This is a genomic window from Candidatus Pelagibacter sp. HIMB1493 (genome assembly GCF_052047995.1).
Lineage (GTDB): Bacteria > Pseudomonadota > Alphaproteobacteria > Pelagibacterales > Pelagibacteraceae > Pelagibacter.
Genome location: NZ_JBNAIP010000001.1, coordinates 682,581 through 702,887, shown reverse-complemented (window position 1 = coordinate 702,887; position 20,307 = coordinate 682,581). Strand labels below are relative to the sequence as shown.

Sequence of the window (20,307 nt, the reverse complement as noted above, 5' to 3'; positions counted from 1 at the left end):
AATTTAACCTGGTGTGAATATTCTCTCAGACTCTGGATCTTTTGTTGAGTAAGGCAATTTCAAAACTTCATTCCAAAATTCTTCTGGTATTTCTGTTTCAGCCCAAGCTAGAGTTTTTTCAATACTGTTAACACTAGTAACTCCACAAATAGTAGATGTAATTCTTTTATCTTTCATAGAAAACTGTAAAGCTGCTGCACCCATTTCAACATTATATTTTTTACAAACTTTTTCTATTTCTCTTGCTGGTGCAAGTTTTTCTTCAGTAGCGTCTTGATAAGTTATTTTTTTAAAATTACTTGGACCTTTTGCCAAAACACCACCTGCGTAAGGGGCAGCGTTGAAAATAGATATATTTTTGCTATGAGCATAACTGTACATCTCGTCTGCTTCCCTGTTTAACAAAGTGTATCTGTTATGATTTATCATAACATCAAAGTCCCATTTTTTTAACATAGGAAACATTATATCTATTTTTCCCATAGCTAGACCCACTGCTTTCGCTAAACCTTCTTCTTTAATTTTAAACAACTCATCCATTGCTCCATCTTTTTTAGTGATGTCATTTATATTTTTTACGTACTCTGGATCATGAAGAAATAAAATATCAACAGAGTCTACATTTAAAGTTTTTAAACTTTCTTCAATAGATTCTCTTGTTCTTTTTTTATCAAGAATTAGAGTATCCATATTTCTATCTATCTTTGTTGATAGGACAAAATTATCTGGCCAACCACCATTTTCTTTTATTGCTGTACCAATTCTTTTTTCACTTTCTCCCATTGCATAGTTTCTTGAGGTATCAAGTACATTTACTGGACCTTGAAAAAATCTTTTTAACATTTCTTGAGCCCTTTGTTCTGGTACTTCATAGCCATAAGTATCAGGCATGCTTCCTAAAGAAGATGTTCCAAAACTTAACTCTGTTACTTCTACACCTGTATCTTTGATTTTATTTTTTTTCATAAATTAATTTATTAATCTTATTCTCCTAAAATGCTATCATCTAAAATCTTTGTATCATATGCTGAATAGGAGTGCCATCCCGCAACCGTTTGATCAAAATCAACAATGCTTCCAGTCATAATCCCCGATTCATCTGAGCACAAGAAAGCTAAGATCTTAGCAACATCCAAAGGTTTGTTTAATCTTTTGAAAGGAACTTTTGCCTCAGCTTTTTTAAGCCAATCATCATCTGCGTTATGAAATTTTTTCTGAATTACTGTTTCTGCGGGTGTATCTGTCCATCCTAAATTTACACCATTTACTCTTATTTGATGACCAGAAACTGAATTTGCAACATTTTTAATCATTACTGCTAGTGCCGCTTTAGAAGAACTGTAAGCAGTTAAGAAAGGCATGCCACTATACCCAGCCATTGATAAAATATGAGCAATAGTTCCTTTTTTTTTATCCCTAATCATTATTTTTATAACGTCTTGCATCATAAAAAGTGGAGCTTTCACATTTACATTAAAATTTTTGTCATAATTTTCTTCTGTTGTGCTTAAGATCGTTCCTCTTTCTGTAAAAGCAGCAACATTGATAAAACTATCTACAGTATTAAATTTTTTATCAGTCTCAGAAACTATTTTTTTACAATCTTCAAGTTTTTCTAAATCTGCTTGAACGTATAAGCATTCCGCGCCTATACTTTCTATTTCAGATTTTACTTTATTTCCTTTCTCATTATTTCTTCCACAGATAGTTATTCCTTTAGCGCCTCTGCTTGCTAGCAATTTTGCAGTCTCAGCTCCACTTCCCTGGGTGCTTCCTGTTACAATTATTATTTTATTTTTAAATTGGTTAGATTGTTCGGATATATATTTATTAGACATTAGAATTTTATATCTATTACCTTACCACTTTCAAACGATTCATATGCTGCATTAGCTATTATCAATGCATTTCTACCGTCTTCAAAACCTACCAAAGGTTTAGTTTTATTTTCGACACATTTAACAAACTCATTAAACTGATCTCTGTAAGCTTGCTCATATCTTTCAATAAAAAAGAAATGTATTGGTTCTTTTTCATTTGTAGATGTACTTGTGTACCTTTCTAAAGAAGATGGAGTTTGATTATTTGAAATAACCATTCCTTTGCTTCCAAAAACTTCAACTCTTTGGTCATATCCATAAACTGCTCTTCGGGAGTTATTAATATGAATCAAAACTCCTTTTTTTGATTTTAAAATAAACATTGCAGTATCTTGATCTTTTACTTGTTGTGAATTTTTATCGAACAGAGCGCCTCCAAATGCAGATATTTGAACTACAGGATCATCATCTCCCAAAATGAATCTGGATAAATCAAAATCATGGATAGTACAATCTCTAAAAAATCCTCCTGCAGCTTTTAAATAGTCAATACCTGGAGGCTCAGGGTCTCTACTTGTAATAATAACCATTTCTAATTCGCCAATTTCTTTTTTTACTCTTGCTTGCTGTGCTTTTGCATGACTAGCATCAAATCTTCTATTAAAGCCTATTTGAATAGGAACATTTGTTCCTTTAATATTTTCGATACATTCATTTACTTTATTTATATCTAAATCAATTGGCTTTTCACAAAAAATCGCCTTTCCTGCTTTTGCTGCCATTGTAATAAATAGAGTATGGGTTGGAGTAGCAGATGCTATAAGAACTGCATCTATATCATCTGAATTAATTGCTTCTTCTGGAGAGGATGCAACTGAACAACCTGTTGATTTAGCTACTTCTTCAGCAAATTGAGAGTTAACGTCATATATGTATTTTAATTTTGCATTTGGATGTGCAGCTATAAATTTAGCATGCATTTTTCCAATCCGTCCTGCACCCATTAAAGAAAAGTTAATCATAAGGATATAGAACAGAATTAAAAAACAAAATCAAGAAACTATTTTTTAATGATGAATTAAAAATATAATTTTCTTGATGCACATAAAATCATCATTTAAAAAACCATCTAACTTTTAAATAAATTTTGTATGTCAGTAAAATTAGGAATAGCACCAATTGCATGGAGTAATGATGATATGCCAGAATTGGGTGGTGATACTTCTTTAGAACAATGTTTGTCTGAAGCTAGTCAGGCAGGATTTATTGGAATTGAGTCTGGTGGTAAATTTCCAAAAAAATCAGAAGAATTAATTCCAAAACTTACTGAATTTAAATTAAATCTTTGCTCAGGTTGGTATGGAGCTAATTTAAGAACAAATAGTGTCGATGAAGAAAAAAATCTAATTCAAGATCAGTTAAAGCTTTTTAAAGATTGTAATTCACCATGTATGGTTTTTGCTGAAGTTTCTGGCTCAATTCAAGGAGATCCAAATCGAAAATTATCTACAAGACCCCAAATGGATCTGGAAGAGTCTAAAAAATATTATGAAAAAATTTCAGAAATGGGAAAATATCTTCAAGATGAAGGTATGCCACTTGCTTATCATCATCATATGGGAACCGTAATAGAGACAGAAGAAGATACAGTAAGATTACTTGAAAACACTCATGATAGTGTAAAACTTACATTAGATACTGGCCATATGTTGTTTGCTCAGGGTGACTCGTTAAAAATATTAAACGACTTTAGCGAAAGATTAATTCATATGCATTGTAAGGACATTAGAAAAAATGTTTTAGAAAAATCCTTAAAAGAAGACTTAAGTTTTAGAGGAGCATTTTTAGAAGGTGCATTTACAGTTCCAGGTGATGGATGTATTGATTACAAGCCTTTATTTGATGTTTTGAAAGAAAAAAATTATTCTGGATGGTTAGTAGTAGAGGCAGAACAAGATCCTGCAAAAGCAAATCCATTTGAATATGCAAAAATAGGTTACAAGTATTTAACTGAAACTTTAAATCTTAGTGGTATTGAGATTTATAAAAGTTAACTTTCAATAAAAATAAAATTAAACTTTAAGATTAATTTCTTACTACAGTCTTACAATTTTTGATTTTTCCAATGTTTCATCGAAATAATCAATTATATTTTGAATTGTTTCTACACCCATTCTTGTCATACATTCATCAGTAAATGCTGCTGTATGTGGACTTAAATAAACTTTTTCATTCTTTAAAAGAGGATTATCATTTTCTGGTGGCTCTTGTTTAAATACATCAATTCCTGCTCCAAATATTAAATCTTCATTTAAAGCCTTATCAAGATCTTCCTCATGAATAATTCCACCTCTAGCGGCATTAATGATGATGCAGTTTTTCTTCATCGTTTTAAGTAAATCATAATTAATAAGATTTTCTGTTTTTTCTGTTAAAGGCATATGTAAAGATATTACATCCATTGTTTTTACTGCCTCTTCAAGATTATCAACTTTTTTTCCACCAAGCTTCTCTATTGTGTCTTTATCTACAAATGGATCGTAGACAAAAACATTCATTTCAAATCCCAAACATCTTTTAATAAGTGCTTTACCTATTCTACCAAATCCCATTATTAGGAAATTTTTTTTCCATACTTCAATAGTTTTAGGTAATTTATTTCTATCTTTAAAATTACCTTCTTTAACCGTTGTATGATAAAGCTCTCTTCTTTTTGCAATATTTAGCAAGACAAACATAACATGCTCTGCAACTGTAACTGCATTTGCATTGGCCGTAATAGCAATTTTGATATCTCTTTCTTTAGCTGTTTTTAAATCAATATTATCGTAGCCAACTCCATGTCTAGATATTACTTTAAGATTTTTGGCTTCGTTAATTACCTCACCTGGTAGTTTTGCTATTCTAATTGAAGCACCATCACAATCTTTTATTTTAGCCTTTAAGTTTTCTACTGAAACATCGTCAGTTACCTCTACATCAAAATTAGGATGGTTATTGATTAATTCCATGCCTTTATCATGAACTTTTTGGATAACTAGAATCTTTTTTTTATTACTCATAATTTTATTTAAGCTTTTTTGTTGAAGGCTTTTCTAATACGAAAAATATCTAACAATGTAAAATAGTTTTTTAAAAAGTTGTAATTATTTTCTTATTAAAATAAATTTAGTTGTGAATTTAACTATAAAAACTCTACTATGTATTTTTAACTTTCTTGAAAAGGTAAATACTTTTTTTCTAAGAATTGGACGACAATTTGCATGGATCGCAATTTTTTTAATGGTTGTCGTAATTATGATCCAGGTTTTCTTTAGATATGTTCTCAACAACGCATTACCTTGGCCAGATGAAGTAGCGAGATTTTTAATGCTATGGATGACAGGGTTAATTGCTCCTTCAGCTTATAGATGGGGTGGTTTTGTCTCAATTGATATGCTGGAAAGATTTTTACCTAAAATTATATCAACTTTTTTAACCTTATTTTTATTGATCATATCTTTATTTGTTTTGATCATTGGACTTGAATTAGGTTTAAAACACATTAATGCTGGATGGATATTTAATTCAGCTTCAATCAAAATTCCATTTAATCTAATTGGTGGTAAAGCAGAGCCAATAAAATTAGCCTGGATGTATATGTCATTACCTGTTGGAATTGTTTTTTTGATTTCAGTTAACATAGAGTTAATTTTAAGAAATTTTTTAAGTAATTTTACAAAATTAGAATTACCTGAAGATTTAGATAAACAAAAATTGGAGACTCAATAATGTTAATTTGGTTTCTCCCTTTATTTTTATTATTTTTGTTAATTGGATTACCAGTATTTTTTGGATTGTTGGCTGCTCCTGGAATTTTACTTTGGCTGAATGATCAATCTAGAGATGGAGCAATGCTTTATAGAAATATTTACAATGGTATTGATAGCTTTCCTTTAATGGCAATTCCTTTTTTTATGTTAGCTGGCGAGCTAATGAATAGGGGAGGAATTACTCAAAGATTAGTAGAATTTAGCCAGGCGATGATGGGGCATTTAAAAGGTGGTTTGGCACATGTTAACGTCTTAACTTCAATGCTTTTTGCTGGCCTATCTGGATCTGCAGTTGCAGATACTTCTGCAATTGGTTCAATGTTAATTCCTGCAATGGAGAAGCAAGGGTATACTAAAAAATTTTCAGCAGCAATTACCGCAGCGAGTTCAGTAATTGGTCCAATCATTCCACCTTCAGGAATAATGATTATTTATGCATACGTTATGGGAGAGAGCGTAGCTGCCTTATTCTTAGCAGGTATTATTCCTGGAATTTTAGTTGGTGTTAGTTTGATGGTTACAATCAAGTTTATGGCTAAAAGATATAATTTTCCTGCTGTAACAAAAAAAACTACATGGAGACAAAGAGGAAAAGCTTCTTTGAAAGCTTTTTTCCCATTAATGACTCCTGTTATAATTCTAGGAGGTATACTTGGAGGAATTTTTACTCCAACTGAAGCATCTGCAGTTGCTGCTGCTTATGCAATGTTTATTGGTTTGTTTGTTTTAAAATCTTTAGAGTGGAAAGACGTACCAAAGGTTATGACAAAAGCTGCAATGGTTTCATCTGTAGTATTACTTTTGGTTGGTGCTGCAATGGCTTTTAAAACAGTTGTTAGCTTATCTCATGCACCAGAATATCTTGCTGAATTTGTTTTAGGATTAACTGACAATCCTTATATTTTATTATTTCTGATTAATATTTTACTATTTATTGTTGGAATGTTTTTAGATGCTGGTCCTGCAATAATTATTTTAGGACCAATACTTGGACCAGTGTTTGTAGAATTGGGTGTACATCCAGTTCATTTTGCAATTATTATGTCTGTTAATTTAACTGTTGGTTTAGCAACACCACCAATGGGTTTAGTTTTATTTGTTGCATCCTCAGTTTCTGGTGAAAGAGTTGAAACTATATCAAAAGCAATATTGCCATTTTTAGCAGTAGAAGCAATTGTAATATTTTTAATTACGTACTTCCCATCAATCTCAATGACTATTCCTTTACTTACAGGTTTTGCAAAATAATTTTAATTTTTAGATAATAGACACAGAGGTTCAATTTAGGTATAGTTTCTATACTTAAATATATATTTAAAGAGAGGGAAAAAATAATGAGTAAATTAATTAAATCATTTTTTTCATTACTATTCTTAATTAGTTTTACAGCTTCTGTTTCAGCTACTGATTACAATTTAAGGATGACAATGAACTCCAATGATCAAGATGAAGACTATGATGGCGCAGTAGTATTTAAAAACTATGTAGAAGCAGCATCAAATGGAAAAATATCTGTAGAACTTTTTGTAGGTACTCAGTTATGTTCTAAAGGAGCAGAATGTTTACAAGGTGTTTCTGATGGAAGCATCGACGTTTACATTTCTACTTCTGGAGGAGCAGCTGGTGTATTCCCATATGTTCAAGTTTTAGATTTACCATATCTAATGGCAGACGACAGAATTGCTGAAGATGTTATGCAAGGTGATTTTGTAAGAACTATGAGACAAATGGCTCTTAAAGATTCAGGCGATACAATAAGATTAATGACTATCGGAAACACTGGTGGTTGGAGAAATTTTGCTAACACTAAAAGAAGAGTTGCAGAACCATCAGACATGAAAGGTCTAAAAATCAGAACTGTTGTAGCTGACTTACCTCAAGAGCTTGTAAGAGCTTTAGGTGCATCACCAACTCCTATTCCATGGCCAGAATTATTTACATCTTTTCAAACAGGTGTAGTTGAAGGTTCTAAAAATGGAATAACTGACATTATGAACATGAAGTTTCCAGATGCAGGTCTAAAATATGTTACCTTAGACGGTCATGCATACATGGGAGCACTTTGGTGGATGAACAATGCAAAATATCAATCTATGCCAAAAGAACTTAAGAAAGTTATTACGGATGGATTTTATGCATTGCAACAAGCAACATTTGCATCTCCAAAAAGAAAATCAATCAAAGCATATGAAGACTTTGTAGCAGGCGGTGGAGATTTATACGTTCCAACTCCAGCACAAAAAGCTAGCTTCAAAAAAGCTGCTAGTCCAGTTTATGATTGGTTTAAGTCAAATGTTAAAGGTGGAGGACAAATCTTTGACGCTTTAACAAGTGCAGTTGCAGATGCTGAGAAAAAAGCATCAAGTGCATACGACAAAGACTTATAATCTTAATTTAATGATGGGGCGGATTTAATTATTCGCCTCATTACCTAAACGGATAAATCCAAGCTTTGTAATCTTTAATAAGTATATGCGCTTTTTCAATTTGCTCAGGAGTCATTTTTTTAATAACTTCTTCTTGAGAAATAGCAGCATCAGGATCACCTCCAATAGCAGACAGGCCATACCACATGTAAGCTCGAACAAGATCGGGAGCAGGAAGTCCTCTACCGATTTCATAATACCACCCAACACCCGATTGAGCACCGGGATGACCTTTCATCGAAGATCTAAGATACCATTCAAAAGCTCTAACATCGTCTTGCTCAACTCCAAGACCCATTGCATACATTATTCCAATAAGCTCTTCAGCATCAGCATTTCCAGATCGAGCTGCTGGCATCAGTTCTTCCATAGCTTCTTGAAATTTTCCAGCTTCCATCAAGTCTCTAGCATTTTCAATTTCTGCAAAAACTATAGATGGAATAAAAAAAATTATAAAAAAGTATCTCAACATTTAAAAATATTAATATTTATAATTCCATTTTTAATTTCAGCAAACAAAACATATTCAATTGAATTACCAAAACCTTTAACAAGTAATGATTTTCATAAAGTTGATATGGAAAAGGTTAAAATAGGAAGACTTTTATTTCATGATAAAATTTTATCTGCCAATCGTAATATTGCTTGTGCAACTTGTCATAGCCATGATCTAGGAGGGTCTGATGGACTTTCATTAGGTATTGGTGAAGGAGGACATGGTATTGGATTAGAAAGAACAGCTGGATCAGGGGATGATAAAATTAAAAAACGTATTCCAAGAAACGCTTTAGCATTATGGAATTTAGGATTTAAAGATATTACCACATTACTTCATGATGGAAGAGTGACTAAATCTGATATATTTGGAAATGGTTTTAATACCCCAGCACAAGAACTGCTTCCAAAAGGTCTTGATAATATAGTAGCGGTACAAGCTTTATTTCCAATGACAAGACAATTCGAAATGGCTGGCAATCCAGGTGAAAATGAAATTATAGGACTGGTTTCAAAAGTTGGTAAAGACAGCATGAGAATTGATAGAGTTTGGCCTGTGATTACTCATAGAATAAGAGGAGTTCCTGAATATGTTGAGATGTTTAAACATGCTTTTGATGATGTGGATAATGCTTTAGACATAAATATTACACATATAGTAAACTCAATTTCAGCTTTTGAAATTCATGAATGGACATCTTTTGACTCTCCATTTGATGAATATTTAAACGGAAATAAATTAGCTTTAAATCAAAATCAGATTGCAGGTATGAATTTATTTTATGGCAAAGCTAATTGTAGCTCATGTCATTCAGGGTCTTTATTGTCTGATCAAAAATTTCACTCAATAGGTATTCCACAATTTGGACCAGGCAGAACCAGACCATTTGATCCTTATGCACGTGATGTTGGAAGAATGGTTGAAACAGATGATGTGGATGACATGTATAAATTTAAAACACCCGCTCTAAGAAATGTTTCTTTAACGGCACCTTATGGTCATAATGGTGCTTATCCAACACTTAAGGGTATAATTAAACATCATTTAAATCCAGTAACTATGAATAAAAATTGGAAACCTCAATATGCAAATTTACCAAAGGCTCCATGGTTAGAACAAATAGATTTTGTGACTTTTTCTGACAAAAGAGAACAGGATAGAATTATTTCAAGTATAGATATCAAGCCAATAGATTTAAGTGAAAAAGAGATTGATCAATTAGTCTCTTTTTTACAATCTCTAACTGGAAAAAGTGGAAATCAAAGACCGCTCGGTAAACCAGAAAAAGTACCAAGTGGATTAACAATTGATTAAATTTATTTAATTAAACTGATAGATAATAAATATGAAAAAAATTAAATATGGAATAATTGGAGCTGGCACAATGGCTCGAGAACATATTCTAAATTTATCTCTAATAGATGAAGCCGAGGTAGTTGCTCTTTCAGATCCTCACGAAGAGTCTTTGAAACAGTGTCAAGAATTACTTAAATCAGAAGTTGTTTGCTTTAAAAATCATCAAGATTTGATTAAAGAAAATTTAGTCGATGTATATATAATCTCATCTCCTAATTTTACTCATATTCAAATTTTAAAAGATGTAATTCAAACTAAGAAACACATATTGGTTGAAAAACCTTTGTGTACTAAGACAAAAGATTGTTTAGAAATAGAAAAACTTACTAAAGATTACCCATCAGTACTTTGGACTGCTATGGAATATAGGTACATGCCTCCTGTTTCAAAATTTATTAAAGAAATTCACAACAAAACAATTGGTGATCTAAAAACATTAACAATAAGAGAGCACAGATTTCCTTTCCTAAAAAAAGTAAATGACTGGAACAGATTTGAAAAAAATACTGGAGGAACTTTAGTTGAAAAGTGTTGTCATTTTTTTGATCTGATGCGTTTTATTGTTAAGAGTGAGCCCGTAAGTGTTTATGCGAGTGGGGGACAAGATGTAAATCATTTAGATGAGGAATATGATGGGAAAAAACCAGATATTATTGATAATGCTTACGTAATTGTTAATTTTGAGAACGGCTCAAGAAGTATGCTTGAGCTTTGTATGTTTGCTGAAAATTCTGAAATGCAAGAAGAGTTAACCGCAACAGGAAATATTGGTAAAATTGAAACTTCAGTTCCTTCAAACGAGTCTGGGAAAACTACTTCTGATGTAAGAATTGGTACGAGAGATGGAAAAACTAAACAAGAAAGTATTAGTGTGGATCCTAAAATACTTGAAGCAGGACATCATCATGGTTCAACTTATTATGAACATTTAGCATTTATAAATGCAGTAAAAAATAAATTAAAGCCAGAGGTATCTTTGAATGATGGATTAATCGCAGTTGCTGTTGGAGAAGCTGCCGAGACATCAATTAAACTTGGAAGAGTAGTTAAGTTAAACGAGATAATTACTTAAAAAAATCAATCGCCTTTTTAACTATAAAATTACCAACTCTAATATTTGACTCTGTAGTGACACCTGAAATATGAGGAGTTAAAATACAATTAATTTCAGATGTTATCCTTTCGTATAAATCTTTTTTAATAGGTTCATTTTCAAATACATCTAATGCAAATCCTGAAATTAGATTTTGATCATAAGCATTTATAAGATCATTCTCATTTACAACACTACCTCTAGAAGTATTGATTATAATTGGCTGTTTTTGCATTTTAGAAAATGAAGTCTTGTTGATTAAATTTTTAGTCTCTTCTGTTAACGGTAAATGTAAAGAAATAATATCTGCATTTTTAAATACATCTTCTAATGTAGATAATTTATAATTTTTTTCATTATCTTCTAATTTTTTAATATAAGGATCATAAGCCAAAACATTTAGTCCATTTTTCAAACTATAGTCAGCAACTTTTCTGCCGATAGTACCAAAACCTACTATTCCAATACACTTTCCATTTATTTCAGCAGATTTAATAGTTGTTCTAGGCCAATCACCTTTGGTCGTTCCATGATGAAACATAGGAATTTTTTTTATTAAAGACATAGAAGATGAAATAACATACTCAGCTACAGAGTCTGCATTCATGCCGGTTGCAGGTTGTACATGAATATTTTTGGTTTTACAAAATTCAGTATCAATGTTGTCTAAACCAACACCCAATCTTCCTATAAATTTTAAATTATTAGCGTTAGATAAAATATCTTTATTTACTTGAGTTTTATTTCTGACAATTAAACCATCATAATCTTTAATAATTTCTTTAAGCTCATCTTTTTTTTCCCAAAGCTTTTCATCAAATTTGATTTCAAAACTCCTGTTTAGATCGTTCAAACTGTCTTGATTAATAAACTCTGTTATTAATATTTTAGCCATACTTACTTATATATATTTTTAACTTAAATTGAATAACTTACTTTTTAATTGAAATAGTTGTTGGCCTTATTGAATTTGAAACAATATTTCTAGAAAGTTTTATCTCTCTTAAAACGATATAAATTCCAGCACCAATTATAAAAACATTTCCTAAATAAATATTCCAAGTAGGGATTTCATTAAAAATATAAAAACCGATCAATGCACCAATTAATAATTGAACATATTGTGTGTTCGCAAATATTGAAGCAGGAAGATGTCGAGCAGAATTTATAATAAAAATCATTCCCATTCCTCTTAATAAACCTGCGTTAAAATTTAAGAAAAAATCTGTTTTAGTCATTGGTATATAAAGCTCAAATGTAATCACACCTGAAATAACAATTAAGATTAACTTTCCAATTATTAAAAATGAATACACACTCTCTGATTGACCATATTTTTTAACCAACAAATGACCCACAGACCCAAAAATTGGTATTAATAATGCCAATAATACATAGTTATTAATTTCTTTTCCAAAAGGATCGATTGCAATTATTGTTCCAATAAAACCTACTAATATTGCCGTATATCTTCTCCAACTTACTTTTTCTTTTAGAAAAATTACAGAACCAATTGTTAATACAAAGGGTGTAAAGAAGATTATGCTATACATGGTTGTCAGTGGAAGTTTATTTATACAAAGAAAAAATAATCCCATTGAAATTATTAAAGTTATTGCTCTAACCAAATGTACAAAAAAGTTTTTAGTCTTAATTTTTTTCCAAGAATTTCTAACTTGCGTGTAAAGTAAAATTGGCAGTAATGCCGATAAAGAATTAATAAATATTATTTGTGTTACATGATAATAATTTGTCAATTCTTTTGCTATAGAGTCCATGATAACAAATAAGGAATAACCAAGAATTGCTAAAAAAAAGTCTACCGAGTAGACACGGGTAGTTACTGAATTCATTTGTTAATTTTTATAATAATTTTGAAAGATCTTTTTTACTATTCTTAAACGTTGGCAAAGGATATTTAAAGGCATATTTGCGTGGAATACATTTTTCTTTTGCTTTTTCCCAAAGAGCTAACCATTGTTTAAAATTCTGAATTTTAAGATTTTTTTTATTTTTGCTTCTTACATAGAAATTTGGAAGTGGATCTCTCCCAGAAGGTTGACCAGCTACATTGTATCTAAGGTCTGCACTTATTCTAAAATCATTTGATCTATTAGGTAAGGAGCAGTGAATTGAATGTTTATGCAAAAGAATTACATCTCCAACGTCTGCCTCTAAGTGAATATGCTGCATTTTATCCAGTAATTTACTGTCTTTAATTTCTACTTGGCCTCTATAACCAGCAATATGATTTAATAATCCCATTTTATTAATTTTCTTAACAGTAATCATGCACCCATTTTTTTTTGTAGTTTTTGTAAAAGGTATCCATACAGTAACCATGTCAGTCAATTTTTGCCCTTTAGGACTGAGAACTGCAGCATCCTGATGCCAAGGTGTTCTTCCACTTAAACCATCTAAAATTGAACCTTTTGGTAATTTTTTTTCAGGTTGTTTAATTCTAGTATTTTGTACTGGATTAGACATGATTTCTTTTCCCAAAATTTTTTCAACAACATCTAAAATATTTTTATTAGTAATTAAATTCCATAAAGATTGAGTAGCAAAGTAATCACTATCTTTCTTAACGTGATCTCTTGGCAATCTAGTATTAAAATATTGATCTAAATCATCAATTTTTAATTTCGATATATAAGAATATTTTTTTTTAAAATCTAAATTAAGAACTTTTTTTACATCCTTTTTTTTTGCAAATTTTTGGATCAAACAATCCATTACAAATTCCATGTCATTAAGGATTGGCTTTAAATCTCTTTGATAGTTAAGAACATTTTTTACTTTTAAATATCCTTGTTCAAATAATTTCTTTTGTAGATTATTTGGCATTAATAGAACCTAGTAGAAATTTTTAACAATATCAATTCTTAGGAGCAGTTGTTAAATAATTTGCATCATGAAAAGAAGTTAACATTTTTTTCTTCGTACTGATGACGTGTGGATAGTAAGCTGTTCCTTTATAATTCCAAATAACTGGCTTATTGAGTGCGTAACTTCCATAAATAAAAAATCTTTTTGGACAGTTTTTTTCTAAAAAACGTTTAACTCCATGATAAGAATTTGGTGTAGATTGAAAAAATACCACAGTTCCTTTCTTTGGAGTAAATGCTTTTACTATTTCTAATTCACTCATTTTTGGAAATCGCCTGAAACTTTTTCTTAAATTTTTCTTTGATTTTTTTCTATAAATTGTAAGTGATCCTCCATTTTTCTTTGGAATATCTGTTAGATAAATTAAGAAATTATACAATCTCGTAATATCATCTCTATGAGGACGCAGTCTGTATCCTCCTTTAGAAACCGAAAAATCAATATCTAAATTAACTTTTGGGTTAGTGTAATTGTTTCCTAATAATTTTTTTAATTCACTTGAATTTAATTTCTTTTTAATAGTAAATTTTTTTTGATTAAATATTTTTGGTTTGTGAGTGTTTGTCCAAGATCCATCTTTAAAATTTTTAGAAAAAAGAGTTTCAATTTTTTTATAAAATGCCTTGCTATTAAAAAGTTTGAAGAGTTTTGCAGAATTATTTGAAGATTTAATATAGTTATTAAAATTTTTTGAGCCTTTATTAATTCTGCTTCGACCACCCATTATCATGTCATCAAAAGCTTTAGATTTACTAATTTCATCAATTAATAAATTGCAAGTATTTTTCTCAACGACTTTATCTCCAACTAGTACAGGAAAATTACTTTTAATTTTTTTTAATCGATTAATTTTAAGCATTAACTATACATACCTTCTTTAACCTTGATCATTTTATACATCAGGTCATTTAAAGGTGTTTTTACTCCATGTTTTTTTCCAATTTTAGAAACAGCACCACTTATAAAATCAATTTCTGTTTTTCTTTTGTATTGAACATCAAAAGCCATTGAAGATTTGTTAGTTTGCATAGAATCTACAATTTTATTGAACATAAATAGACACTCATCTTCAGAAACATTAACTCCATCAGCAAGTGCTACTTCTCTTGTCTCTAAAATGATTTCTTTACCAAGCCCTCTTGAAACATCATTAGCCTTATTATTTACGTAAAGATCGGTGTGATGTAGGTCAAATATAGCTGAAAGAGGACCAATCGCTGTTAGAGCAAAAAGCTTCATCCATTTTCTTTTTTTAACATCTTCAGCTGCAATCATTTCTAAATTATGTGCAGTAAAAGTATCAGCTATTTCTGTAATTCTTTCCGTTATTCCTCCTTCATATTCACCAATCCATGAAGGCAATGCGCCATGGTTCATTATATGACCTGGTCCTAAAATATTAGAAGCTTGTGTTGTTGTTCCACCGATTACTTTTTCATTTCCAACAATACTTTGAATTATTGCTTCATGACCAATTCCATTTTGAAAAGACATGAAAACTGTTTTTTCACCAATAATATTTTTAATGCTATTTAACGCTGGTTCTAATGCAGTTGCTTTACACATAACAATCACTGCGTCCATCTTATCTAACGATGATGGATCTGAAGTAGCATTAACTTTAATTATACGATCACCACCGTGACCATCCATTTTCAAACCATCTTTATTAATTGCATCAACATGCTCTTTCCAAACGTCAATTAAAGTTACATTTAAACCTTTTTCAGCTAGCAATCCTCCAAACAGACATCCCATTGCACCTGCGCCTAGTACGGCTACTTTTAAATCTTTATTTATCATCGTTACCTTTTTAAAATTATTTATGTATAGAAATTATATATATTATCTATAGACAATATGCAAAATAAATTATAGCTTATTAACATCATGCAATTAAAAATAGAAAAAGGAACTTTCACAAATCATTCACTTGAAGATATAGCGAATGCATTAAAAAAAGGACTTTCAGAAAATTATAAAAATGTTGAAGTAGAAGTTGTAGATTGTCCCAATCTTCGTGAATGGGATTGTCCATCTGAAGGAATAAGCGGTAACCAAAAAATCATTGATGTTGGTGGTGAACCATACATGCATGATCCTAATTTTATCGGTGCTGAATTTGATTACCAAGAAATTTCTAAAATGATTGGATCAGAAAAATCTTATGCATTAGGTGCTGGATCTGGTGCAATGTCGTGTTTAGATGGTCACTGCGGAGAATTAGTAATTAATGAAAATTTAATTACTGACGAATCTAGATCTATAATTGCAAGAGTAAGTCCTGATAAAAAATGTATTGTTGAAAAATATAGCGCACGAAAACACGGTGGACTTGGAAATATTTATTATACAGATGGTAAACAAGGAAAAGTAATTAAAATAAAAATCAAAGGAAGATCAGGTAATCAAGGTTCACTTCCGCAAGCAATGAGGTCTTCTTTATCTAATAATTTAAACTTCAATGAAAATGAACACATTGCTATCGCGGGTGTGTTTAGAATTTTAGAAGGAAAAGTAAGATCGCATGTTCAACCAGATTATAAAGATATCAAACATGAATACTATGATCCAAAACAAATGAAGTGTGTAAAAGATTTTCTTCAATTTTATGAACCTGTTGGTCCAAAATTACAGTGTTATACAGTTCTTTGGACTGGAGATCCTACTGGAGGAGAATTGAATTTAAGGGAGTCTGGTGAACATACTCATTTTCATTCTTATGAAGACGATAAAGATGCTGGTCATTACCATTTTGATGTAACACCAGATGAAATAGAATATGAAGGATATTTTAATACAGCCTCAGAAGTGCATAGAGTGAATAATATTTATAAAGAACTACTAAGCAAAAATAGTATTGAATAGAAAACTTAATAAGTTTAAGTTTATTTAAATGAAAAGACAGTTTAAGTATCCAAAAAATTTTGAAGAACAGAAAAAAATTTCAAAATCAACTCAAAAAAGAATTACATTAGCTGAAATTTCACTTGGAGATTTTGAGGGGAGGTTAGCAAATGATTTATTAAATTGGTTTTCTCTGACACCTCAACATTGGATTATGCTGCACATGGTAATGCTTGCTTATTATAAAAATAAATCTATTACAAAAAATGAATTATTGAGAGTTATAGAGAAATCTTATCTAACTTCTAACGTTTATATCGATACAGCAATCAAAAAAGGTTATTTTAGAATTATTAGAAACGAAAAGGACAAAAGATCAATTTTTATTTTACCATCAGTTGTTACCATTAAGACTTTTGAGGAATTTATTGATCGAAGAGACGTTCTTTATAAAGGTATTTAATGAAGAATGTATATACATGGGCTGCAAAACCAGCCATAAGATCAATTACAGTAGGTGATTTAAAAGCGGCAAAAGGAAAAAGAAAATTTACTCAAGTTACCGCGAATACTGTTGATGAGGCTGCTGCTGCAGAAAAAGCTGGCTTTGACATGATTATTGCTAACGCTAAAAATGTTATTCCAGTTAGGGAAGGGTCTAAAAATCTTTTTTTAACTGCAGCTTTAGTTCTGAACGAATTTGTTACAGCAGATGACATTATGCGTGGAGCTTTTAAAGCTTTAGAAAATGGTGCAGATGCCGTGATGACACCACGAAGTATGGACATAGTAGAAATGTTAGCAAAGGAAGATGTGCCTGTTATGGGTCACTTAGGATTAGTTCCAAGAAAATCAACTTGGATAGGTGGACTTCGAGCAGTTGGTAAAACAGCAAACGAAGCTTATGAATTATTTCAAAAATTTAAAAGATTAGAAGATGCAGGAGCTTTTTCTGCTGAGTGTGAAGTAATACCTGAAAATGTGATGGGAGAAATTTCTAAACGAACAGACATTGTTACTGTCTCTTTGGGATCAGGAAGAAATGCAGATGTGATGTATTTATTTATGGAAGATATTTGTGGTGATACCGAAAATCCTCCAAGACATTCTAAAGCTTATGGAAACTTATTAAAACTTAGAAATGAAATTAAAATTGAAAGAGTTAAAGCACTTAAAGCATTTAAAAAAGATTCTATGGCTGGAAAGTTTCCAGGTAAAAAACAATCTTCTAATTTAGATAAAAATCAGTTTGAAGAATTTTTAAATCAACTTGATTAATAAGTAGCGTCGTCGTCTTTTTTAGATAAAGAACCTTTCATCTTGTCAACAGTTGCTTTAGCACCAGCACTTAAAGCTCTTAAATCAGATGCTATTGTTACAAAATCGAAACCTTTTTCAATCATCTTCGTTGCGTATTCTGTTGTGCCATTATGAATTCCTGCAAAAATATTATTTTTCTTTGCATGTTCTAGAATTCTCAAAATTTCAGAATAAGCTTTTGTAGTTTCAGCTCGATCAAACCCAGGTTTTTCACCAATTGCTAAACTTAAGTCTGCTGGTCCAATATAAATACCATCAACACCTGGTGTAGACATTATCTCATCTAAATTTTCTAATGATTCTTTTGTTTCTATCATTGCTAATTTAAGAATTTCTTCATTAGCGTGATCTGCATAATCTGCACCACCATAAATTAATCCTCTAACAGGACCAAAACTTCTATAACCATCAGGTGGGTACATACATGCTTGAACAAAATTTTCAGCTTCTTTTCTATTGCTTACCATTGGACAAACAATTCCATAACAACCAGCATCTAAAATTTTCATTATTTGACCTGGTTCATTCCAATTAACTCTAGCAAGTGGAGTGACATCCGTTGTCGAAATTGTTTGAAGCATTGGAAGTGCATTACTGTAATCAACTAAACCATGCTGCATATCTATAGTTAATGAATCCCAACCTTGATGTGCCATTGCTTCTGCAGATGCAGTACTTGGAATTGCGCACCAACCATTAATGACGGGTTTACCGTCTTTCATCATTTGTTTAATTTTATTTTTTCTCATTATTATACCTTTAATGCCATGTGAGTGTATTTAACGTTTAGATAATCTTTGATAGCCATTGATCCTCCTTCACGTCCATAACCAGTTTGTTTAATACCACCAAAAGGAGCTTCTGCTACAGCAACTGCACCAGTATTAACAGCAACGCAACCAGTCTCTAACATTTCAGAACCTCTGTTCGCTTGATCCATAGAATTTGTGTATAAATAACTACATAAACCAAGGTCATTATTGTTTGCTCTTTCGATCACTTCATCAAACGTTTTAAACGTAAGAACGGGTACAAGAGGACCAAATGGTTCTTCCCTCATAATCGTAAAATCGTCTTTTACATTATCAAAAACAGTTGGCTCATAAAAATAACCTTTGTTAAAATCAGAAGGTCTTTTTCCTCCCATTAAAACATCGGCTCCCTCATTTTTTGTTGTCTCAACTAGTTTTTCAATTTCCTCTAATCTTTTTGCAGTTGTTAAAGGACCTAAGATAGTTCCTTCATCCATACCATTTCCAATTTTTAATTTCTTAGCTCTATCCATAAAAGCTCCAAGAAATTCATCTTTTTTATTTTCTTGGATATAAAATCTGTTTGGAGAGATACAAACTTGTCCATTGTTTCTGAATTTTGCAGTTATAGCAATGTCTGCAACTTTATTCATATCAACATCATCACAAACTATGAACGGTGAATGACCACTAAGTTCCATTGTTACTCTTTGAACTTTATCTGCAGCTTTCTTTAATATTAATTTACCAACTCTTGTTGAGCCTGTGATTGATACTTTTTTAACAATATCAGACTCTAATAGTTCATTTGAAATTTCTGCAGGATCGCCAGATAATAAATTAACCACTCCATCAGGAACTCCCGCTTCTTTACAAATATTAACTAATTCCATAACTGCACCTGGTGTAATTACATCTGGTTTACAAATTACAGAGCAACCTGCAGCTAGTGCTGTTGAAATCTTTCTAGCAGCTAAAATGATTGGAAAGTTCCACGGTATTAAAGCAGCCACAACTCCTACTGGCTGATAATAAACATGAACTCTTGTATCAGGAAATCTACTTTGAACTGTTTGACCGTAAATTCTTTTTGTTTCTTCTGCATTCCACTCAAATATATCCGCTCCTCCACCAACTTCTCCAACTCCTTCAGCAAGAGGTTTACCAACTTCAAGTGTTAACCATTTAGCAAGAACATCTTTTTTTTCTCTCATTAGATCTGCAATTTTTCTAATTACATATGATCTTTGCCATGGAGTAGTGTTACTCCAAACTTTAAGACCTTTCTCAGCTGACTTTAAAGCTTTTTGTACATCTGCTGAAGATGCTTTTGATGCTTTTCCAATCACTTCCTCAGTTGCAGGGTTGATTACATCATATGTCTCTTTTTTTTCTGCTTCTTGCCATTTTCCATCAATGAATTGTCCAAATTTGCTATACATAATTTTTATTTTTTTTAAGGTTTACTAAGTTGGGTTTTTTAATTTATAAATATA

Annotated in this window: 21 protein-coding genes; 9 read left to right on the top strand and 12 right to left on the bottom strand. The window is 31.1% G+C overall.

The window, feature by feature from the left end:
- Positions 1 to 3: 3 nt before the first annotated feature.
- Genes ACTTBK_RS03810 through iolG form a run of 3 tightly spaced genes read right to left on the bottom strand, consistent with a single transcriptional unit; the run spans position 4 to position 2,842 of the window.
- The gene (locus ACTTBK_RS03810) at positions 4 to 966 is read right to left on the bottom strand and encodes an aldo/keto reductase (protein WP_440618629.1); all 963 of its coding nucleotides are present in this window, start codon (positions 964 to 966) and stop codon (positions 4 to 6) included.
- A gap of 17 nt (positions 967 to 983) precedes the next feature.
- On the bottom strand, positions 984 to 1,838 hold the full coding sequence (locus tag ACTTBK_RS03805) for an SDR family oxidoreductase (RefSeq protein WP_440618628.1): 855 nt from the start codon (positions 1,836 to 1,838) through the stop codon (positions 984 to 986).
- Positions 1,838 to 2,842 carry an inositol 2-dehydrogenase gene (gene iolG / locus ACTTBK_RS03800; protein WP_440618627.1) on the bottom strand — a complete coding sequence of 335 codons (1,005 nt, stop codon included), beginning with the start codon at positions 2,840 to 2,842 and terminating at the stop codon, positions 1,838 to 1,840. The genes ACTTBK_RS03805 and iolG overlap by 1 nt, the downstream gene beginning before the upstream one ends.
- Positions 2,843 to 2,971: 129 nt before the next feature.
- Here iolG and iolE point away from each other — a divergent pair, with 129 nt between their 5' ends.
- The gene (iolE, locus tag ACTTBK_RS03795) at positions 2,972 to 3,874 is read left to right on the top strand and encodes a myo-inosose-2 dehydratase (protein ID WP_440618626.1); all 903 of its coding nucleotides are present in this window, start codon (positions 2,972 to 2,974) and stop codon (positions 3,872 to 3,874) included.
- Between the two features lie 42 nt (positions 3,875 to 3,916).
- On the opposite strand, the gene ACTTBK_RS03790 is transcribed toward iolE, so the two are convergent.
- Entirely contained in the window at positions 3,917 to 4,882 is a 966-nt protein-coding gene (locus ACTTBK_RS03790) for a hydroxyacid dehydrogenase (RefSeq protein WP_440618625.1), read from the bottom strand.
- A 112-nt stretch (positions 4,883 to 4,994) separates the two neighbouring features.
- Between ACTTBK_RS03790 and ACTTBK_RS03785 the strand changes: the two genes are divergently transcribed.
- The 3 genes from ACTTBK_RS03785 (at position 4,995) to ACTTBK_RS03775 (ending at position 8,019) form a co-directional block, all read left to right on the top strand.
- Positions 4,995 to 5,591, top strand: a complete 597-nt coding sequence (locus ACTTBK_RS03785) for a TRAP transporter small permease (RefSeq protein WP_440618624.1) — start codon at positions 4,995 to 4,997, stop codon at positions 5,589 to 5,591.
- Positions 5,591 to 6,880, top strand: a complete 1,290-nt coding sequence (locus tag ACTTBK_RS03780; RefSeq protein ID WP_440618623.1) for a TRAP transporter large permease — start codon at positions 5,591 to 5,593, stop codon at positions 6,878 to 6,880. Before ACTTBK_RS03785 ends, ACTTBK_RS03780 begins: the two co-directional genes overlap by 1 nt.
- An 83-nt stretch (positions 6,881 to 6,963) precedes the next feature.
- The gene (locus ACTTBK_RS03775) at positions 6,964 to 8,019 is read left to right on the top strand and encodes a TRAP transporter substrate-binding protein (RefSeq protein ID WP_440619477.1); all 1,056 of its coding nucleotides are present in this window, start codon (positions 6,964 to 6,966) and stop codon (positions 8,017 to 8,019) included.
- Positions 8,020 to 8,059: 40 nt separating this feature from the next.
- Here ACTTBK_RS03775 and ACTTBK_RS03770 read toward each other — a convergent pair whose 3' ends face one another.
- The gene (locus ACTTBK_RS03770; RefSeq protein WP_440618622.1) at positions 8,060 to 8,530 is read right to left on the bottom strand and encodes a tetratricopeptide repeat protein; all 471 of its coding nucleotides are present in this window, start codon (positions 8,528 to 8,530) and stop codon (positions 8,060 to 8,062) included.
- A 105-nt stretch (positions 8,531 to 8,635) separates the two neighbouring features.
- Between ACTTBK_RS03770 and ACTTBK_RS03765 the strand changes: the two genes are divergently transcribed.
- The gene (locus ACTTBK_RS03765) at positions 8,636 to 9,868 is read left to right on the top strand and encodes a cytochrome-c peroxidase (protein WP_440618621.1); all 1,233 of its coding nucleotides are present in this window, start codon (positions 8,636 to 8,638) and stop codon (positions 9,866 to 9,868) included.
- 31 nt (positions 9,869 to 9,899) lie between these two features.
- Positions 9,900 to 10,982, top strand: a complete 1,083-nt coding sequence (locus tag ACTTBK_RS03760) for a Gfo/Idh/MocA family protein (protein WP_440618620.1) — start codon at positions 9,900 to 9,902, stop codon at positions 10,980 to 10,982.
- Here the strand turns inward: ACTTBK_RS03760 and ACTTBK_RS03755 are convergent.
- The 5 genes from ACTTBK_RS03755 to ACTTBK_RS03735 are packed head-to-tail and all read right to left on the bottom strand — an operon-like array spanning position 10,975 to position 15,695.
- Positions 10,975 to 11,898: an NAD(P)-dependent oxidoreductase gene (locus ACTTBK_RS03755; protein WP_440618619.1), complete on the bottom strand. Its 924-nt coding sequence runs from the start codon at positions 11,896 to 11,898 to the stop codon at positions 10,975 to 10,977. The two genes, ACTTBK_RS03760 and ACTTBK_RS03755, sit on opposite strands and share 8 nt — an antisense overlap.
- Before the next feature lie 37 nt (positions 11,899 to 11,935).
- Complete coding sequence (locus ACTTBK_RS03750; RefSeq protein ID WP_440618618.1) at positions 11,936 to 12,856, bottom strand: DMT family transporter; 921 nt, start codon at positions 12,854 to 12,856, stop codon at positions 11,936 to 11,938.
- Positions 12,857 to 12,866: 10 nt separating this feature from the next.
- On the bottom strand, positions 12,867 to 13,850 hold the full coding sequence (locus tag ACTTBK_RS03745; protein ID WP_440618617.1) for a phytanoyl-CoA dioxygenase family protein: 984 nt from the start codon (positions 13,848 to 13,850) through the stop codon (positions 12,867 to 12,869).
- A gap of 31 nt (positions 13,851 to 13,881) precedes the next feature.
- Entirely contained in the window at positions 13,882 to 14,751 is an 870-nt protein-coding gene (locus ACTTBK_RS03740) for a 2OG-Fe(II) oxygenase (RefSeq protein ID WP_440618616.1), read from the bottom strand.
- Positions 14,751 to 15,695: a ketopantoate reductase family protein gene (locus ACTTBK_RS03735; RefSeq protein WP_262589476.1), complete on the bottom strand. Its 945-nt coding sequence runs from the start codon at positions 15,693 to 15,695 to the stop codon at positions 14,751 to 14,753. Before ACTTBK_RS03735 ends, ACTTBK_RS03740 begins: the two co-directional genes overlap by 1 nt.
- An 87-nt stretch (positions 15,696 to 15,782) precedes the next feature.
- Between ACTTBK_RS03735 and ACTTBK_RS03730 the strand changes: the two genes are divergently transcribed.
- The 3 genes from ACTTBK_RS03730 to ACTTBK_RS03720 are packed head-to-tail and all read left to right on the top strand — an operon-like array spanning position 15,783 to position 18,017.
- Entirely contained in the window at positions 15,783 to 16,760 is a 978-nt protein-coding gene (locus ACTTBK_RS03730) for a DUF1907 domain-containing protein (RefSeq protein WP_440618615.1), read from the top strand.
- A 28-nt stretch (positions 16,761 to 16,788) separates the two neighbouring features.
- Entirely contained in the window at positions 16,789 to 17,202 is a 414-nt protein-coding gene (locus ACTTBK_RS03725) for a MarR family transcriptional regulator (protein ID WP_262589473.1), read from the top strand.
- Positions 17,202 to 18,017 carry a 3-methyl-2-oxobutanoate hydroxymethyltransferase gene (locus ACTTBK_RS03720; protein WP_440618614.1) on the top strand — a complete coding sequence of 272 codons (816 nt, stop codon included), beginning with the start codon at positions 17,202 to 17,204 and terminating at the stop codon, positions 18,015 to 18,017. Before ACTTBK_RS03725 ends, ACTTBK_RS03720 begins: the two co-directional genes overlap by 1 nt.
- On the opposite strand, the gene ACTTBK_RS03715 is transcribed toward ACTTBK_RS03720, so the two are convergent.
- Together ACTTBK_RS03715 and ACTTBK_RS03710 are read right to left on the bottom strand one after the other, a co-directional pair.
- Complete coding sequence (locus ACTTBK_RS03715) at positions 18,014 to 18,808, bottom strand: HpcH/HpaI aldolase family protein (protein ID WP_262589470.1); 795 nt, start codon at positions 18,806 to 18,808, stop codon at positions 18,014 to 18,016. The genes ACTTBK_RS03720 and ACTTBK_RS03715 overlap by 4 nt on opposite strands.
- 2 nt (positions 18,809 to 18,810) lie before the next feature.
- A complete protein-coding gene (locus tag ACTTBK_RS03710; RefSeq protein ID WP_440618613.1) occupies positions 18,811 to 20,253 on the bottom strand; it encodes an NAD-dependent succinate-semialdehyde dehydrogenase in 1,443 nt (480 codons plus the stop codon).
- Between the last annotated feature and the right edge of the window lie 54 nt (positions 20,254 to 20,307).